This window comes from Sporosarcina oncorhynchi, from assembly GCF_033304615.1.
GTDB lineage: Bacteria > Bacillota > Bacilli > Bacillales_A > Planococcaceae > Sporosarcina > Sporosarcina oncorhynchi.
Map to the genome: position 1 here is coordinate 3,322,618 of NZ_CP129118.1, position 16,067 is coordinate 3,338,684.

17 protein-coding genes and 1 pseudogene are annotated in these 16,067 nt (G+C 41.7%); 2 read left to right on the plus strand and 16 right to left on the minus strand.

The genetic code is table 11. The annotated features are described in order from the left end of the window. Window positions 1–5: 5 nt before the first annotated feature. Window positions 6–695, minus strand: coding sequence for a response regulator transcription factor (locus QWT69_RS16495; RefSeq protein WP_317967536.1), 690 nt, complete (start codon window positions 693–695; stop codon window positions 6–8). Window positions 696–904: 209 nt separating this feature from the next. Between QWT69_RS16495 and QWT69_RS16500 the strand changes: the two genes are divergently transcribed. Both QWT69_RS16500 and QWT69_RS16505 read left to right on the plus strand, forming a co-directional pair. Next, complete coding sequence (locus tag QWT69_RS16500; protein ID WP_317967538.1) at window positions 905–2,107, plus strand: DUF418 domain-containing protein; 1,203 nt, start codon at window positions 905–907, stop codon at window positions 2,105–2,107. 66 nt (window positions 2,108–2,173) lie between these two features. After that, window positions 2,174–2,623, plus strand: a complete 450-nt coding sequence (locus tag QWT69_RS16505) for an SMI1/KNR4 family protein (protein ID WP_317967540.1) — start codon at window positions 2,174–2,176, stop codon at window positions 2,621–2,623. Window positions 2,624–2,673: 50 nt separating this feature from the next. On the opposite strand, the pseudogene QWT69_RS17355 reads toward QWT69_RS16505, so the two are convergent. From QWT69_RS17355 to ureB, 15 genes and pseudogenes are all read right to left on the minus strand, one after another. Further along, window positions 2,674–2,877, minus strand: a pseudogene (locus tag QWT69_RS17355) (UV damage repair protein UvrX); the annotation flags it as partial. A gap of 188 nt (window positions 2,878–3,065) precedes the next feature. Continuing rightward, the gene (locus tag QWT69_RS16510) at window positions 3,066–3,650 is read right to left on the minus strand and encodes an RlpA-like double-psi beta-barrel domain-containing protein (protein ID WP_317967541.1); all 585 of its coding nucleotides are present in this window, start codon (window positions 3,648–3,650) and stop codon (window positions 3,066–3,068) included. A 34-nt stretch (window positions 3,651–3,684) separates the two neighbouring features. Continuing rightward, entirely contained in the window at window positions 3,685–5,160 is a 1,476-nt protein-coding gene (locus QWT69_RS16515) for a WD40/YVTN/BNR-like repeat-containing protein (RefSeq protein ID WP_317967542.1), read from the minus strand. Between the two features lie 848 nt (window positions 5,161–6,008). Beyond that, a complete protein-coding gene (locus tag QWT69_RS16520) occupies window positions 6,009–6,482 on the minus strand; it encodes an acyl-CoA thioesterase (RefSeq protein WP_317967543.1) in 474 nt (157 codons plus the stop codon). 59 nt (window positions 6,483–6,541) lie between these two features. Then, window positions 6,542–7,243, minus strand: a complete 702-nt coding sequence (locus QWT69_RS16525; protein WP_317967545.1) for an ABC transporter ATP-binding protein — start codon at window positions 7,241–7,243, stop codon at window positions 6,542–6,544. 9 nt (window positions 7,244–7,252) lie between these two features. After that, the gene (locus QWT69_RS16530) at window positions 7,253–7,999 is read right to left on the minus strand and encodes an ATP-binding cassette domain-containing protein (protein WP_317967547.1); all 747 of its coding nucleotides are present in this window, start codon (window positions 7,997–7,999) and stop codon (window positions 7,253–7,255) included. Next, complete coding sequence (locus QWT69_RS16535; protein ID WP_317967549.1) at window positions 7,971–8,804, minus strand: ABC transporter permease; 834 nt, start codon at window positions 8,802–8,804, stop codon at window positions 7,971–7,973. Before QWT69_RS16535 ends, QWT69_RS16530 begins: the two co-directional genes overlap by 29 nt. Then, window positions 8,801–9,772, minus strand: a complete 972-nt coding sequence (locus tag QWT69_RS16540) for an ABC transporter permease (RefSeq protein ID WP_317967551.1) — start codon at window positions 9,770–9,772, stop codon at window positions 8,801–8,803. Before QWT69_RS16540 ends, QWT69_RS16535 begins: the two co-directional genes overlap by 4 nt. After that, complete coding sequence (locus QWT69_RS16545; RefSeq protein ID WP_317967553.1) at window positions 9,762–11,333, minus strand: ABC transporter substrate-binding protein; 1,572 nt, start codon at window positions 11,331–11,333, stop codon at window positions 9,762–9,764. Before QWT69_RS16545 ends, QWT69_RS16540 begins: the two co-directional genes overlap by 11 nt. Before the next feature lie 18 nt (window positions 11,334–11,351). Further along, window positions 11,352–12,164 carry an urease accessory protein UreD gene (locus tag QWT69_RS16550; RefSeq protein WP_317967555.1) on the minus strand — a complete coding sequence of 271 codons (813 nt, stop codon included), beginning with the start codon at window positions 12,162–12,164 and terminating at the stop codon, window positions 11,352–11,354. Then, complete coding sequence (gene ureG / locus QWT69_RS16555; protein WP_317967557.1) at window positions 12,151–12,780, minus strand: urease accessory protein UreG; 630 nt, start codon at window positions 12,778–12,780, stop codon at window positions 12,151–12,153. The genes QWT69_RS16550 and ureG overlap by 14 nt, the downstream gene beginning before the upstream one ends. Before the next feature lie 18 nt (window positions 12,781–12,798). After that, window positions 12,799–13,539, minus strand: a complete 741-nt coding sequence (locus tag QWT69_RS16560) for an urease accessory protein UreF (protein WP_317967559.1) — start codon at window positions 13,537–13,539, stop codon at window positions 12,799–12,801. Further along, window positions 13,481–13,927, minus strand: coding sequence for an urease accessory protein UreE (locus QWT69_RS16565; protein ID WP_317967561.1), 447 nt, complete (start codon window positions 13,925–13,927; stop codon window positions 13,481–13,483). Before QWT69_RS16565 ends, QWT69_RS16560 begins: the two co-directional genes overlap by 59 nt. A gap of 48 nt (window positions 13,928–13,975) precedes the next feature. Next, complete coding sequence (ureC, locus tag QWT69_RS16570; protein ID WP_317967563.1) at window positions 13,976–15,691, minus strand: urease subunit alpha; 1,716 nt, start codon at window positions 15,689–15,691, stop codon at window positions 13,976–13,978. Next, window positions 15,692–16,057, minus strand: coding sequence for an urease subunit beta (gene ureB, locus QWT69_RS16575; RefSeq protein ID WP_317967565.1), 366 nt, complete (start codon window positions 16,055–16,057; stop codon window positions 15,692–15,694). Between the last annotated feature and the right edge of the window lie 10 nt (window positions 16,058–16,067).

Consider the following 16,067-nt stretch of genomic DNA (forward strand, 5'->3'; position numbering starts at 1 on the left):
CCTCCTTAGACGTTAAGTTTATAACCCATTCCACGAACGGTCACAATATACTCGGGCTGACTAGGATTTCGTTCCAGCTTTTCACGCAGCTTCCGAATATGCACCATAATTGTATTATCATCAATGATTTCGCCATACCCCCAAACAGATTCAAATAATTGTTCTTTAGAAAGCACTTGGTTAGGGTGCGTACAGAACATCTCCAATAATTGAAATTGCTTTTGCGTCAATCCAACTTTCTCTCCTTGAACAGTTAACACCGCTGCATCCACGTCAAGATGGATAGACCCATATGTATACTCATGCTTTTTCTTTTCATTTCCGGCTAAATATCGAGTGATTTGAACCTTTACTCTAGCCGCTAACTCCATCGGATTGAACGGCTTTGTAATATAGTCGTCCGCTCCATGCATAAATCCACGTAGAATATCCGCATCAGACGTTTTCGCAGTCAAAAAGAAAATCGGCGCATCTGAATGTTTCCTTATTTTCTTAGCCAGCTCTAATCCCGTTCCGTCTGGCAACATAATATCCAGCACATACAAATCATACTCTTTGTTGTTAATTAAGTACTCTGCTTCCTTGCATGATGCACCAATATCGATTTGTGAAAATCCATCTTTTCGCAATATAATATCCACCATATCAGCAATGGCTTGCTCATCATCTACAACTAATATTTTTGCCTGTTCCATTAAACGTTCCTCCAAACTTAAGATTCCATTAAGGTACCCTTCACTTGTACATAAGCTTCATCTCTCATACTAGCAATAGTTAGTGATATTGTGGGTAGTTTCTCTATTAATTGACTCAAAAAATCAATTATTCCGCTTCCTTAACAGTATCACAAGCATCTTTCCAGGAAAATAAATCCTTGGAAACTACCAGTTTGGAGGAATTTAATTTGAAACAGCAACGCGTGCACTTGATCGATGGAATGCGAGGGTTAAGCTTATTCGGGATACTTTTAGCTAATCTATTAATTTTTCAATTTGGAATTTGGGGGAAAGATGATTTAACTTTGTCACCAGTTGATAATGGTGCGTATACATTCGTTAAAATTTTTATTGAAGGAAGTTTCATGCCTATCTTTACGTTCTTATTCGGGTATTCCATTGTGAAGATGGCCGAAAGCCTAAAGGAGAAAGACTTAATGGTAAAGCGATATTTCGTGCGTAGATTCCTCTTTTTAATTTTGTTAGGTGTTTTACATGGCACGTTTTTATGGGAAGGTGATATCCTTACTTTTTATGGGATATTCGGATTTTTCCTACTGCTTTTCATTAACAGAAAAACAAAAACGATTTTAATATGGGGACTAATGATGTTCGTATTCACGAATGCCATTTTACTCATAGGAGCCGGATTCGCAAGTGGGGTAAAATCGACTGATGAATTCTCAGCATCCGCCAGCTATCTCGAAAAAGCAAACGAAATATATGCAACAGGGACATATACAGAAATCTATCAATTTAGAAATAATGAAGATCCTTTATCTGATTTGCCAATAGCGTTAGTTTTTGTTATTTTCACTCTATCGCCAATCATTATGGCACCACTATTCTTGTTCGGTATGTACGCAGCACGTGTACGCCTGTTCACAAATCCCCGTGATGAAGGCACTTCGTACTTAAAAGCAACATGGATTTTATTGCCGCTTGGAATTCTTATGAAAGGCGTCGGTGAACTCGCTCCTATTAATGGATGGACTGATTTCCTCATCGGAGCTGGTGCACCCTTATTGGCACTTGGTTATATTTCCGCATTTGCTTATCTGTACACCAAAATAGCCAATTCGATTTTCATGCGCGCTTTTGAAAGCGTAGGCAAACTCTCACTTACAAATTACATTATGCAAACGGTCATTTGTACAACTATCTTTTACGGATACGGACTTGGCCTATTCGGGAAACTCGGTGTCTTGAACGGGATTGGACTCGGGACTTTGATCTTCGTGGTCCAATGCATTTTCAGCACCATATATTTACGATATGTACCAAGAGGTCCTTTAGAATTCATCTTGCGCATTTGGACGAACTTCTCTTGGAATGGACATACGAAAAAAAAGAGAACTGTTACAAATATAAGACCAAGATCAGAGTTCTAAGTCACAAATAACTTCCGCCCAATTTAATATGTATACTAAGTATATATATCAAAAGGAGCTGACATAATGAACAACCTACTCGACCAAGATGACATGAATAAGCCTGCAACAAATGCCGACATCGCACGGACAGAAGAAGCACTTGGCAAAAAGTTGCCACCCGACTTCATCCAGTTTTTAAAAATCGCAAACGGTGGATATGTTAATGTAACGCACCAAGCGTTCCGTGTGGATTTCCCGATTGAAAGTGGAGATGACTTTATAGCAGTGGAAGAACTCATGGGGGCGAGTGAAGAGGGGTTAATGCAGAGCGACTATTTCACTCAAGAATGGGATCTGCCTAAGCAACTCGTCCTTTTTTCAGGTAGCGGGCACGCCTGGATTGGCTTCAACTATGAAAATCGTGAAATTCCGAACATCGTCTACGTGGAACCGGACGACGGGAACGGCAATAATTTCCATGTACTTGCCGACACTTTCACGGAGTTTATTGGCAAGCTGACGACAAGTGAGTGAAAGACGACTAGACTTCTAAATGCCAAAAATCCCCTCGAGCATTCATTCACTCGTAGGGATTTTTCATTTATCGCTAACTTGACGGTGAGGATGTCTTCCCGCTTCGTGTAATCGCGATACAGAATCTGACCCTTTCCATAGCTGACCTGCCCTTCGACGAGCGGTGCTCCAAGATCGGATAAGTCGATGCCATGCGCATGGTGATACAATTGATTGCCCATGACGCCGAATTTCGTTTCAACCCGTTCGAGAGGCGTGTTGTCTGGTGGGAACTGATAAAAGAGGGCGAACAGGGCAAGCGGATATCGAGCTTTCCGTTAATTAAGAGCAGTACTACGTTCCGCCTGCCATGTAATGCACTGTAAGCTCAGAAACAGAGGGTTTGGAAAGAACAGGAAAGGATAGAAATAAATGAACCAGTAGCTTATTAATTCAAGTATATCTAATTCAAACTCTCTAAATCTATATTTCCTAGGACTGAATCATTTGAATTCGAAACGTCTAAATCCATACTTCCAGGGCTGGAATCATCTGAATTCAAATTATCTAAAACCAAATTTTGCCTAGTGTAAAAAGTAAGATCCATTTTATTTTGTCCAAAACGGAAAGCACTTTGAACTTTAACATCAGACGGAGAGCATCCTAATAACGTTGCATCTGTACCAGTGAATGCATTAGTTCTACAGAACCCAAACCAAATATCTATCGCATATGTTGACAATTCGGGGTCAATACCCCAATCTTGAACTGCAAAACTTTCTCTAAGATATCCATCAACTGTTATTGGTGATGATGTAAGAACTATGGTGCCAAATGGAAGACCTGAACTCCTCTTCACTGCCACATCTCCTATTCTAGGAGCTTTCCCGCTTGCATTTAATCTAGCTTTTCCATCTGTTTTATATTGACTTGCCGTATAAGCCGTTACATCCTGACTTTTTTCTTCAAAAGTTGCGGCATTTGCAAATTGTGGTGCAAAGGAAAAAATCAAACCTAGTACCATGACAAACTTAATTATTTTTTTCAAGTGAATCATTCCTTCTAATTTTATTATACGTCTGTTATTTAACCTCTTCCCATATGAAATCTGGCCTTGTTGCTATAAATATTCCTCTTTGTGTAGTTTCTACATCTGCGATAATCTTATCTCCAATTGAAAATAACCTATTTGTTATATGTTCTCTAGAACCCCCTCCTTTATTAATTGAGTAAATATTTCCTTCTGCAGAAATCCCAAATAATTTATCTCCTTTTTTTACTAACTGACTTATTTGCATGGTGGTTGTTAATTTATTCAATCTCATATTTTTTAGATTATAAACCCACAATTCGTTACCCATAATGAGAAATAAATCATTCTTAATGACCTTTAGATCCGAAAGCTCGTGTTCATTTGTAGGTAATTTTATCTTAATCCACTTTTCACCGTTATTTAGTAGAATCCTTCTTTCATGTGTAAGAATAATTAAATTTCCATCTTCTGAAACTTGCAGAAATAAAACAGGTTCTGGTTCAGTGATCTTATTCCAGTTTTCACCACTATCATTTGTGGTGTATATATTTTTATTTGATAAAATCGTAATATCGTTGGCTGAATAATCTATTTTCTCCAATTGTGTTTTTAAAGTTAAAAGACTTTTCATTTTAACATCTGTATTTTTAATACGAACCAGCTCTGATTCTGTAGCAACATATAATTCGTTTTTTGAATTAAACCATGATTTTTCAATACTTTTATGAATATTTAATGCAGTCCAAGTTTCTCCGTTGTCATTACTAAACTCAATAAAAGGCTGATTTACTAAATCATACGATGATGGTTTTTTATCTCCCCAAGTAACTAAATTATCACCATTTGCTGATACTCCTTTTATATCCATTTGAGTTTTTAATATTTTGGGTGTATTAGTTTTTGAACTTATTGAAATTAACTCTCCCCCTTTCGGGACTTTATGTACGGCGCCTATTATTTTACCGTCTTTAGGGTCTATATCTACTTTTGTAAATAGTTTATCTTTATCAATTCCAACTACTGTTACAACTGGTTTACCATCAATGTTATCTAATGTAAAATGATATCCTGTGGCCCATTCCTCTCCTTTGTAGATATCAAATTTATTCCTGACAATCTTTAATAATTTCGGGCTATCCAATTGAATATCGTCCAAATCAATTGGCATTTCATTTTTAGGTCCAATTATCTCTCTTTCTAAATCTATTTCTCCTTTTGATATACCTACAAGCAGATGTTTGTCTGTTCCAGGAACTATAAAGAATAAATTCCAATCATATCGTTTTCCCGTTTCTCCTCTAGACCCACCTTTATTCTCATCACTACTTGTAAGCTTATAAAACCGTGCATTTTCATCCCATTTTTCAGCTATATTTAATCCGAGAACTATTGTTTCTTTGAGAGTTAATTCACCATCCGCCTTTTTGAGACTCAATTCATTATTGTCACTAACCATAAAGGCTATATAGAGTAATAGTATTGATATAGTTATAAGAGAATAAAGAAAAATTTTTTTCTTAGTCAAATTAATCCTCCCGTTTCATAATTAGTAAGAACAAGCAACTAAAGTTACAGGTAATGATTAATTAGTTTTATATCTACTTTTTACATATCGTAAATTCTCTTAATTAATAATTCGACGTATGTTAAAAAACTCCTTCTAGTTAAAACATTTTTCAAATCAGAGAATTATTTCTGAGTTTACTTCTATCAAAGCAGGGTTCTAAGGAATAGATATTAGATGTAACCTATTCAAAATGAGATTTTGAAATCATGGCTGCCATCGGTATAAACTTAATCAGCAAAAATCGATAAGTAGTTTCACTAAGGTCCGCCAAACAAATTGAAATATCGCGAAAATTTCCACATATTAAAACTTAAAATTCTTATCAAATGACCAAACGACTTTGCCTATAACAGTGTTAATATCGGAAGCACATACTCATTTGAAGTTAATTTACACCTTTTTTCTAGCCTTCGATAAGTTGACACAAGGCTAAACAGTTTCACGGGACGTAAATCCTTTTACAATTGTATGAACAAAAAGGACGTTACGTTCAAATACTGAACATAACATCCTCTTTAGGCTTGGACTAATAAATTTTGGTTTAGCACTTATCACTATCGAGCTATAGGAATTACTTCATTCAACTCATTAAAAACTGAGCATAAATATAATAGTATTATGCACAATTTTAATAATGCACACTATTTAATTCTATAAAAAAGGGGGCCATTAAGGGGTGATAGGCTATTTAGATATTATGCACACTGAAAATTTTATAGATACCTAACAAAAAGTCTATAATGAACTGCAAAAGTCCATAACTCACTTTAAAAATCCATAAAACCTTCTAAATATCCATTAACCGATTAATGCTTAATATCTCTTCGTAACTTCCGGTGCTCGCGTCTCGCAGGACCCGTCTCAAATAAACGCTTCTCCATCTCGGTTTCAGGAAACACGCCCGGCACAGGAATTGGTTTATTATGTTCATCCATCGCAACGAATGTCAAAAAGGATTCTGTCGTCAGCTTCTTTTCGCCTGTATGCAAATCTATTGAATGCACCGAAACGAAAATTTCCATCGAAGTGCGACCCGTCGAACTCACAACGGATTCCAGTTCCAGCACGTCGCCAACTTTTGCGGACGACAGGAAATCCACCGAGTCAATCGATGCTGTGACAACAGCAGTTTGCGCATGTTTCATAGCGGTGATTGCTGCAATTTCGTCTATGTAAGCAAGTACTTTTCCTCCAAAAATCGTTTGCATATGATTGGTATCCGGAGGCAGCACAAGATTAGTACTAATCGTGCGAGAGTGACTCATCGGCCGTTGTTCCATCTATGATCATCTTCCTTTCTCTATCTACATCCTCTTTAGTATACACGTATCCCATTTGCTCACTCAAACATTCTTTGTGAATAGGGATGCAAAAAAACAAATTCTCCATCCTGTTTGACGCTTTCTTCCACAACCCTACCTGCCTCCATCACATATACCCGATCACATAAATAGTTTACGACTTTTAAATCATGGGATATGAACAGAATTGCCATGCCCATCTCTTTATTCAACTGAAGCAACAACTCTACAATTTCTTTTTGGATCAACCGGTCTAGACTCGACACGATTTCATCGCAAATCAATAATTTCGGCTTCACTAAAATGGATCGTAACAAATTCACCCGTTGCCGCTCACCACCGCTTAACTCGGAAGGCAATCGATTCAAATGCTTTTCACTTAGACTTACCTTATCCAACATTTCGCAAATATACGCCTCTCGATTACCATTCATTAGTCGCAAAGGTTCCATTAAACTCTCCCGTACGGTCCACGAAGGGTTTAGCGCTGCAGATGCATTCTGAAAAACGATTTGGCAAGACGCATAAAAATCTCCCGTAGAAGAAAGTGTAATTGTTCCTTCATCCACCTTCTCCAACCGCATGAGCAGTCTGGCCAATGTACTTTTCCCACTTCCACTTTCACCGACAATGCCGACAAGCTCGCCGTCCCCGACTAAAAGATTAACGTCGTGAAGAACTTTTCTCTTTCGTCGTCCACGGCCATATTGTTTTGAAAGATGTTCCACTTTAAGCATCATACACCCCTCCTAAAACCGACTATCTACCAGGCGTTTTGTATAGGCATGTTCGGGTGAGGCAAACACCTCTGCCACAGTACCTTTTTCAACGACTTTACCCTCTTGCATAATAATCAGTTCATCCGCTATATGTGCTACAACATCCAAATCATGCGTAATAAGCAACACCGTCGTCCCGTTTTCATTCAACATGCGGAGTAATTCCAAGAATTCTTTTTGCACAATCTTATCAAGCGCAGACGTCGGTTCATCCGCTATCAACAACTTCGGTTGTACGTATAACGCACATGCAATCATACATCTCTGCAACATACCGCCGGACAATTCAAATGGATATTGCTCTAGAATACCCGTTGCTAATCGTAGCTTTTCAAGAATGGATGTCATCTTCCGTTTGAATTCCTTATGATAATCACCCACTCTGGCGGCAGACAATGCATATAGTTGCCGTCCCATCTTCACATTCGGATTAAAACTATTCGAGGCATCTTGCATAATCGTGAAAAATGCCACTTTCCGAAGCACTCCCATCTCTTCATCCGGTGTCGTCAATAAGTTGGTATCTTTATAGATAATGGATCCGCTCGCCGAACCACCCAGAGGCAACATACGCAATATCGCTGCAACAGTCATACTTTTACCACTGCCACTTTCACCGATCAATGCAGTCACTTTTCCTTGTCGAATGACAAATGAGCTGTTATTCACTACCGGAAATCCGTTTAGCTCAATTGACAACTTTTTTACTTCGAGCATAAAACAGCCTCCGTTCCGAATCTTTCAATCCCTCTCCTATGAAGTTGATTGAAAGAACCGTCATAAAAATAAGCATGCCCGGGAACAACCCAATCCACCATGCACCGATCAATAAATCACTTTGGGCATTGTACAACATATTACCCCATGACGGTATGGCCGGCGGAATACCGATTCCGAGAAAGCTCAGTGACACTTCAATAAATACCGCGCTTGCCAAATTGAAAATGGTTACGACGAACAGTGGCGCTAAGCTATTGCGCAATAAATGCCCCGTCATGATCTTCCAGACTGGCGTGCCGAACAATTTAGCCATCTGGACATACTCCGCTTCTTTTAGTCGGATAAATTCCGATCGGATAATACGGGCCGTTGTAAACCAGCCTGTCACTCCAATGATGAACGTCATTCCCCACATTCCGCCTTGCATGATCGCTTGGAATGCAAGCACCAAAATAAGCGACGGAATCGAAATGAGCGCTTCCAACACACGCATCATCATGGAATCTACCCAACCGCCCAAATACCCGCTAACACCCCCATAGAGGACACCTATAACAAGCGATAGTAGAACCGATCCAAAAGCGACTGTCAATGTTACTTTCCCACCATGTAACAACCGGGTGAATACATCTCTACCAAGATGATCCGTCCCAAGCAGATGACCATTACCCGGTGCTGCGTACACATCGTCCAAGTTCATTTCATTCACAGAATAAGGGGATAGGAAAGTGGAAAAGACCGACATGAGGACAATCAAACCGAAAATTACGCACCAGAAGAAGAACCTCTTGTTCGATTTCATACGCCCAACTCCTTTTTCCGCAACTTCGGATTGAGCACAAACATCAGCATATCAATTACAAACAGACTGATTACAACAATGACACCTGTTAGCATAATTCCGCCCATCAGCAAAGGATAATCCTTTGTCATTACGGACTTTGCCAACAGTTGTCCGAGTCCAGCCCACGAAAATAATGATTCAACGATGACGGAACCACCAAAAAACGATGGAATACTCAGACCAAGATAATTCAAATATGGGATAAATGCATTTCGTAATACACCGCGCCTAATTTCCCTTTCGCTGACACCATTCGCACGAGCTGTCTTCACGTAATAACTTCGAATTTCCATCTTCACACTATCTTGGAGAAAGCGGGCATACACGCCGACATGCGTCAGGATGGTAACGGCTGCTGGCATGACGAGATGCTTCAATTTGTCTGTAAATCCACCATCTCCACCAATCGTCTGCATACCAGAGGAAGGAAGGATGCCTAGCTGAACAGAGAACAAGTAAATGAATAAGATTCCAAGCCAAAACGCCGGAATACTGGAAGATGCGATACTGAAAGTAGATAATCCTTTATCCAACAGTGATCCCGGCCTCATGCCCGCTTCCATCCCGAGCCAAATCGATCCCATCACAATGAAAAAGAGCGAGACACCGACGAGTAATAATGTATTCGGAAGGCGCTCCGCAAGAATTTCAGCGACTGGACGACCTTCTTTTGCCGACATGCCTAGATTGCCTTGTACCGTCCCCTTCAACCAAGTACCGTATTGGGCAATTATCGGACGATCAAGCGCGAAAGCACGACTGATTCGTTCTTTTTCTGCTGCACTTAACATCTGTGCATTTCCACCATAGTAAGCAGTCGCGGAGCTTCCGGGCCCTGCATGCATGATGAAAAAAGAGAGGAAGCTCAAGATGAAGAGGACAAGAATCCCCAACATCATGCGCTTCCCAATCCATTTAACGGTCATTCCACTTCCACTCCTCGACATTCCACAGGAAACCTGAGCCGTGATGACCAAGCGTTCGCTCTTTCACGCCTTCCATACTGCCATGAATGCCATATACAGCATCGACGTATGCGATAAATGCAAATGCAGGATCGTTTGCAAGCTCTTCCTGGAATGCGGCATAACTTGCTTTCCGTTCTTCCACATCGATTGCTAATCGACCTTGCTCTAACAGCTCATCAACAGCTGCATTTGAATAGCTTCCATAATTATAGCCCGGGCTTGTCAAACTCGATTCACTTGAATGGAACAAGCTATACGTATGATGATCAGCATCATATGGGCTGCCCCAGCCAATCATGAATGCATCTGTGTCTTCTATCGTTATGGCTGACCAATCGAGTGCAGCCACTTGGACGTTCGCACCGATCTTGTTGAACCCTTCAGCTACATAATTGGCCATATTTACGCGAACCGCATCAGACGCGGGCGCCGTAATTGTAAATGCCAGTTGCTGTCCGTCTTTATAACGGAACCCGTCATCCACTTTCGCCCAACCGGCTTCTTCCAGCAACATGTCCGCTTTTGCAGGGTCGTACGTGTATTTCTCTATCGACTCATTATTGAAGGTATGTTTTTGAAGTGGAGAGTAGGCTTCTTCGCCATACTCTTTTAAAATACCTTTAACTACTTGTGCTCGATCGATTGCATAGCTGAATGCCTGACGTACGCGAACATCTTGCCATAACTCATTTTGCATATTGAATAATAGCCCACGATAATCTGCTGTATTGACATCATAAATTTTCAGATGCTCTTTCTTTTCCATTTCAGCGACTTGATTCGGGTCAAGCAACGCAATATCGACTTCGCCCGATGCCAATTGAAGTGCGCGGACGTTACTATCTGGGATAAATTTAAAAATGACTTTCTCGATGGAAGGCTTCGTACCATAAAATTGTTCATATGCCTTTAGTGTCAAACTCGTGCCGCGATTCCACTGATCGAACTGATACGGGCCTGCGCCAATTGGATGACTATTGAAATCAGCGGTGCGCATATCCACCCCATCAAAGGCATGTTTCGGTAAAAGTGGAACTGTTAGTTTATCGAGGATAGGTGTGAAAGGATGCTTGAGTTGCATCTCAAACTGGTAGTCATCGATTCTCTTCAATGAATCTATTTCTGTAAAATCGGATTTCAGATAGGATGCGTTGTTGTCATCCAGGATACTTTCAATCGTGAAGATGACGTCATCTGCAGTCAGTGCTTCGCCGTCATGAAATTGAATATCTTCACGAATGTTGAATGTGTATGTCAGTTTGTCATCAGAAATTGCAAATGATTTTGCAATATCCTCAACGGCTTCATTATTCTCATTAAAACGGAACAGTCCCCGGAATAGGAGTGCGTCCAAATTTGTTTCTTCCAGAATCGGATTCAGTCCATCAAATTCAGATTCTGATGCGTAAATCAGATGATTTTCTCTATTTGTATTGGTCGTTGCATTCTTATCTCCGCAACCCGCCACCACTAGTAGCATCACCATACTCATAATCAGTACAACGTAATTTTTGTTCATTCAAAAGCCTCCATGCTTCTAGATACAGGCAGCGAGTTCAGAAAACACGCGCTTCATTTCCTGTTGCAAAGTCCATTGATCTACTCCGAGGAATCGGCAATGGACGGCATTTCCTGTTAGTTTTGTGATACTTGCCCGCAAGCCGTTGCCAACGTTCATCGCTTCTTGAATCGCCCGCAGGTCAATTTTGTCGACATTATTGGATACAAGCCAAATGGAGCCTATGTATAAGGCTTCTTCCAACATCCCGATACGATTATATTGCATGGTTTCCGGGGTGAAGTGGATTGCGTCAAATGCAATCAGCTCCCCATCGACAGAAATACGCATTGTCGATTTCAATGATGTGAAGTCGAATACTTCGCCACGCTTTTCCCTGCCCGGTGCAAGAATTTCACCCCAAAGCAATGTAGCATTTGCAGCTAGCTGAATGGTCGTTTCCATCTGGAATTTTGCATTCGCGAAAGGAATGATTACTTCCGGCATCCATTCTAGACGTGCTTGTTCTTCGACGTTGACGTTAATGGATTGCACACATGTCTCACCTGTATGTGAACGGTATACTTTCAGTGCCGATTGTTGAATCATTCGTACCTTGCTTTTTGGTTTTAGGTGAATCGAAATATCATTTCGATCACCCGCCACCATGCCCCCCGATGATTCCATGACATAGACGGTCGCCATCGGGTCTTTCCCCTCATACAATTCACGGCTCGCCTTCAAAGGAGGTTGTTGAAAGACATGCGGCATCCGTGTATAACCTCTTCTCGGTTCAAAAACCAAGTCCAACTTCCCGTGATGGTTGATGCGTGCCGGTTTACTTACTGTCACTTGCGACTCCGACATCTTCAAGCAGCATGTTTCGTTTAATCCACTGAACGATTTGATCGACATTTTTTTGCGTACGAACATCCGCAAATACAAATGGACGGCCATTGCGCATTTTCAAAACGTCGCTTTCCATCAATTCCAAATCGACCCCAACATGCGGTGCAAGATCCGTTTTATTGATCAATAAAAGATCTGATCGCGTTAGTGCCGGACCACCTTTACGCGGAATATCTTGACCTTCCGCCACGTCAATTACATAGATATAAGCATCAACCAATTCGGGACTAAATGTCGCGGATAAGTTATCACCGCCACTTTCAACAAAAATAATATCGAGGTCTGTAAACCGTTCTTTCAATTCATCAATCGCCGCAAAGTTCATGGACGCATCTTCGCGGATTGCAGTATGTGGACAGCCACCTGTCTCCACACCAATAATCCGATTTTCTTCCAACACTCCATTATGAATGAGGAACTGTGCATCTTCACGTGTGTAAATATCATTCGTAATAACCGCGATGTTATAGTCTGCATGCATCGCGCGAGTCAATTGGTCGACGAGCGATGTTTTGCCCGATCCAACTGGACCCCCGATGCCGATTCGTACTGGTTTCATTCGACAACCCCTCACATTCTATGAAATAAATAAGCGTGAAAATAAATATTCGTGTTTCATGGATGCTAACTCGATACCGAGAGCATTATTGCGCAGTTCTGATTCCGTCAATGTTGACACAAGCGACGCTGCCTCCATAACCTCTTTCGATAAGGCGTGAACAGCTTGAACACCTGTATTTTGCCCAAACGGGACAGCACGTACTGCGTTTTGGACAAGTCCATTCACAGATGCGAATAAATAAGAAAGCACTGCATGATGGACATCCACTTCACTGATTGCGCAGTAAATCCCGTAAGAAATTGCATAGTGCCCTTTCACTTCATTGGACTGAATCCGATTTTTCCACTCATCGAAAAACAGATTCTCGACGAGCGGGGCAACCGTGCGGATGAACTGTTTGCCTAGATTGATACTGGCATCCCGTGATTCTTTCGCAAGTTTAATGGCACCACAAATCTGATCCAGTTCAACAAGACGAACAACATCCTGATTTCTCGCCGCCGCATAGGCTTCTTGAATAAGAATCGCATCACCATAGACGAGGTTTTGATAAAGGAATGTTGTGCAAAATTCAATCAAGTCTTCCTTCGTACGGATCAGATCTTCTTGAATATACGTTTCCATTCCATAGGATTGCGTATACGATCCAATTGGAAAGGCAGAATCATGAATCTGCAACAACTTCAAAAACTGCAGATCAGTGGGAGTGCCCACGGTATTTAAACGGTTGTTTGAATCTGCGTTCGGTTGTTTCATAGTCCACACCTACTTCGTCTAACAATGGCGCTAATGTGTGGTCGGCGCGGACTACGATTTCATTTTTCTCAATTAATGAAGGTGTGTGTCGGTTGCCAAGTTCAAATGCAGCCTTGCCCATTTCGACCATATCTTTTGGTCGGATAACGATGACTGCTTCCATTTTTGTACGAATGGCGATACAACGTTCTGCATCTTCGTATAGCAAATCACCGTATTGCAGAGACTCTTCCTGGTCGATGCGCAATGCGATGTCGGTACCCGCTGTGGTTTCGGTTCGGATGATACGCTTGCTCAATTCTTCCCATTCAAGCTCTACCCATTCAAGTTGTTTGCCGGTTATTTCTTCTGTATCCCCGATGTTGCCAATGATTTTTTCGATTAACATGTATTTCCCTCTTTTCTGGAGTGAGTGCATTTCAATCAACGGTTCACCTTAAAACAAGAAGTATCGCTGTGCCATTGGAAGGACACTCACGGGTTCGCATGTTGCCAGTTCTCCATCAAGTTTCACTTCATATGTCTCGGGATCGACGTCAATAACAGGCATTTCGCTGTTATGCTTCATGTCAGCTTTTGAAACGTTACGGCAATTTTTCACGGTGCCGATAAGTTTCTTCAGTCCGAGCTGTTCAGGCAGGCCTTCTTCAACTGCGATTTTCGGCAAGAATGTCATGCCGATATTTTGTGGACCTTGTCCATGGAATCCATACATCCTACGGCCCATCATTGGTTGAGGAGTCGGAATGGATGCATTCGGATCACCTGTAATCGCATATACGGCAACACCCGCTTTAATCACAACTTCTGATTTCACACCGAAGAATGCCGGATCCCATAAAATGATATCTGCTAGTTTACCTTCCTCCAAAGAGCCGATTTCATGTGAAATACCTTGGGCAATCGCAGGATTTATCGTATATTTTGCAATATAGCGTTTTACACGATAGTTGTCATTGTCATTGCCTTCATCCTGCGCAAGAGCTCCACGCTGCATCTTCATCTTATTCGCCGTTTGCCATGTGCGAATTGCAACTTCCCCTACCCTGCCCATCGCTTGGGAATCAGATGACATAATACTCAAAATCCCCAGATCCTGCATAATATCTTCTGCGGCAATCGTTTCCGGACGGATCCTTGAATCTGCGAAAGCAACGTCTTCCGGCACATCATGCTTCAAATGATGACATACCATCAGCATGTCCAAATGCTCATCAATCGTATTCGTTGTAAATGGTTTTGTTGGATTCGTGGAGGCAGGCAACACGTTTGGCAATGAAGCCATCTTCAACTGGTCAGGCGCATGGCCTCCGCCAGCTCCTTCCGTATGAAAGACGTGAATAACGCGTCCAGCAATCGCATCAATCGTATCTTCAACGAACCCTGCTTCGTTTAACGTATCGGAGTGCAATGCAATTTGAATATCATATTCATCCGCAACTGTCAGACTTTGATGCAATGAAGAAGGAGTTGCACCCCAATCTTCATGAATCTTCATACCAATCGCACCTGCTCGAATCTGTTCAACAAGTGGTTCAGGAAAAGCCGCACTTCCTTTTCCGAATAGACCGATATTCATCGGAATATCCTCGATTGCTTGCAACATCCGGTGCAAATGCCACTTTCCAGGCGTCACCGTTGTTGCGCGCGACCCAGCCGCCGGACCCGTTCCCCCACCGATGAATGTCGTTGTCCCCGCAAACAATGCCGTATCTACTTGTTGGGGGCTGATGAAGTGAATATGTGTATCGATCGCACCCGCTGTCGCGATCAACCCTTCACCCGCGTACACTTCGGTACCAACACCGATAATCATCCCCTGATCGACGCCATCCATCGTATTCGGATTACCCGCTTTACCGATGCCCGCGATCCGGCCATTCTTAATGCCAATATCCGCTTTAACAATCCCTGTATAGTCAATGATCATCACATTCGTAATAACCGTATCAAGCACACCTTCTTCAGAAGTCTTCTGTCCATTTTGGCCCATCGATACACGCAACGACTTACCGCCGCCGAAAACTCCTTCATCTCCATATGTCGTATAATCCTTTTCGATCTCAATCCACAAATCAGTATCCGCAAGACGAACCTTATCGCCCACAGTCGGACCAAACATTTTTGCATATTGCCCATGTGTAACTTTCACTTAACTGTCAGCTCCTTTGAACCCACTGTCAGATGCCTTTTCAATAATTTCAGCTTTTTTATGCGTCGAGCCTTCCGTCAATTGGTTCAATCCGAACACATGACGCTTCCCGCCAAACTCGACAAGCTCAACTTCCTTCTCTTCACCCGGCTCAAAACGTACAGCCGTCCCGGAAGGTATATTTAAATGCATCCCTACCGCCTGTTGCCGATCGAACTCAAGAAATCTATTTACCTCGATGAAGTGAAAATGTGAACCAACTTGAATCGGCCGGTCACCTGTATTCGCAACACGCACCGATTTCACCTCACGTCCAACATTAATCTGAATAACGCCATCAGCTGTCCTGATTTCTCCAGGAATCATTAAAATCCTC

Bases quoted from the DNA above. Each gene is read 5' to 3' on its own strand.
- QWT69_RS16495 (WP_317967536.1), bottom strand. From the start codon at position 695: ATGGAACAGGCAAAAATATTAGTTGTAGATGATGAGCAAGCCATTGCT.
- QWT69_RS16505 (WP_317967540.1), top strand. From the start codon at position 2,174: ATGAACAACCTACTCGACCAAGATGACATGAATAAGCCTGCAACAAAT.
- QWT69_RS16520 (WP_317967543.1), bottom strand. From the start codon at position 6,482: ATGGAACAACGGCCGATGAGTCACTCTCGCACGATTAGTACTAATCTT.
- QWT69_RS16525 (WP_317967545.1), bottom strand. From the start codon at position 7,243: ATGATGCTTAAAGTGGAACATCTTTCAAAACAATATGGCCGTGGACGA.
- QWT69_RS16530 (WP_317967547.1), bottom strand. From the start codon at position 7,999: ATGCTCGAAGTAAAAAAGTTGTCAATTGAGCTAAACGGATTTCCGGTA.
- QWT69_RS16535 (WP_317967549.1), bottom strand. From the start codon at position 8,804: ATGAAATCGAACAAGAGGTTCTTCTTCTGGTGCGTAATTTTCGGTTTG.
- QWT69_RS16540 (WP_317967551.1), bottom strand. From the start codon at position 9,772: ATGACCGTTAAATGGATTGGGAAGCGCATGATGTTGGGGATTCTTGTC.
- QWT69_RS16545 (WP_317967553.1), bottom strand. From the start codon at position 11,333: ATGAACAAAAATTACGTTGTACTGATTATGAGTATGGTGATGCTACTA.
- ureG (WP_317967557.1), bottom strand. From the start codon at position 12,780: ATGAAACCAGTACGAATCGGCATCGGGGGTCCAGTTGGATCGGGCAAA.
- QWT69_RS16560 (WP_317967559.1), bottom strand. From the start codon at position 13,539: ATGAAACAACCGAACGCAGATTCAAACAACCGTTTAAATACCGTGGGC.
- QWT69_RS16565 (WP_317967561.1), bottom strand. From the start codon at position 13,927: ATGTTAATCGAAAAAATCATTGGCAACATCGGGGATACAGAAGAAATA.
- ureB (WP_317967565.1), bottom strand. From the start codon at position 16,057: ATGATTCCTGGAGAAATCAGGACAGCTGATGGCGTTATTCAGATTAAT.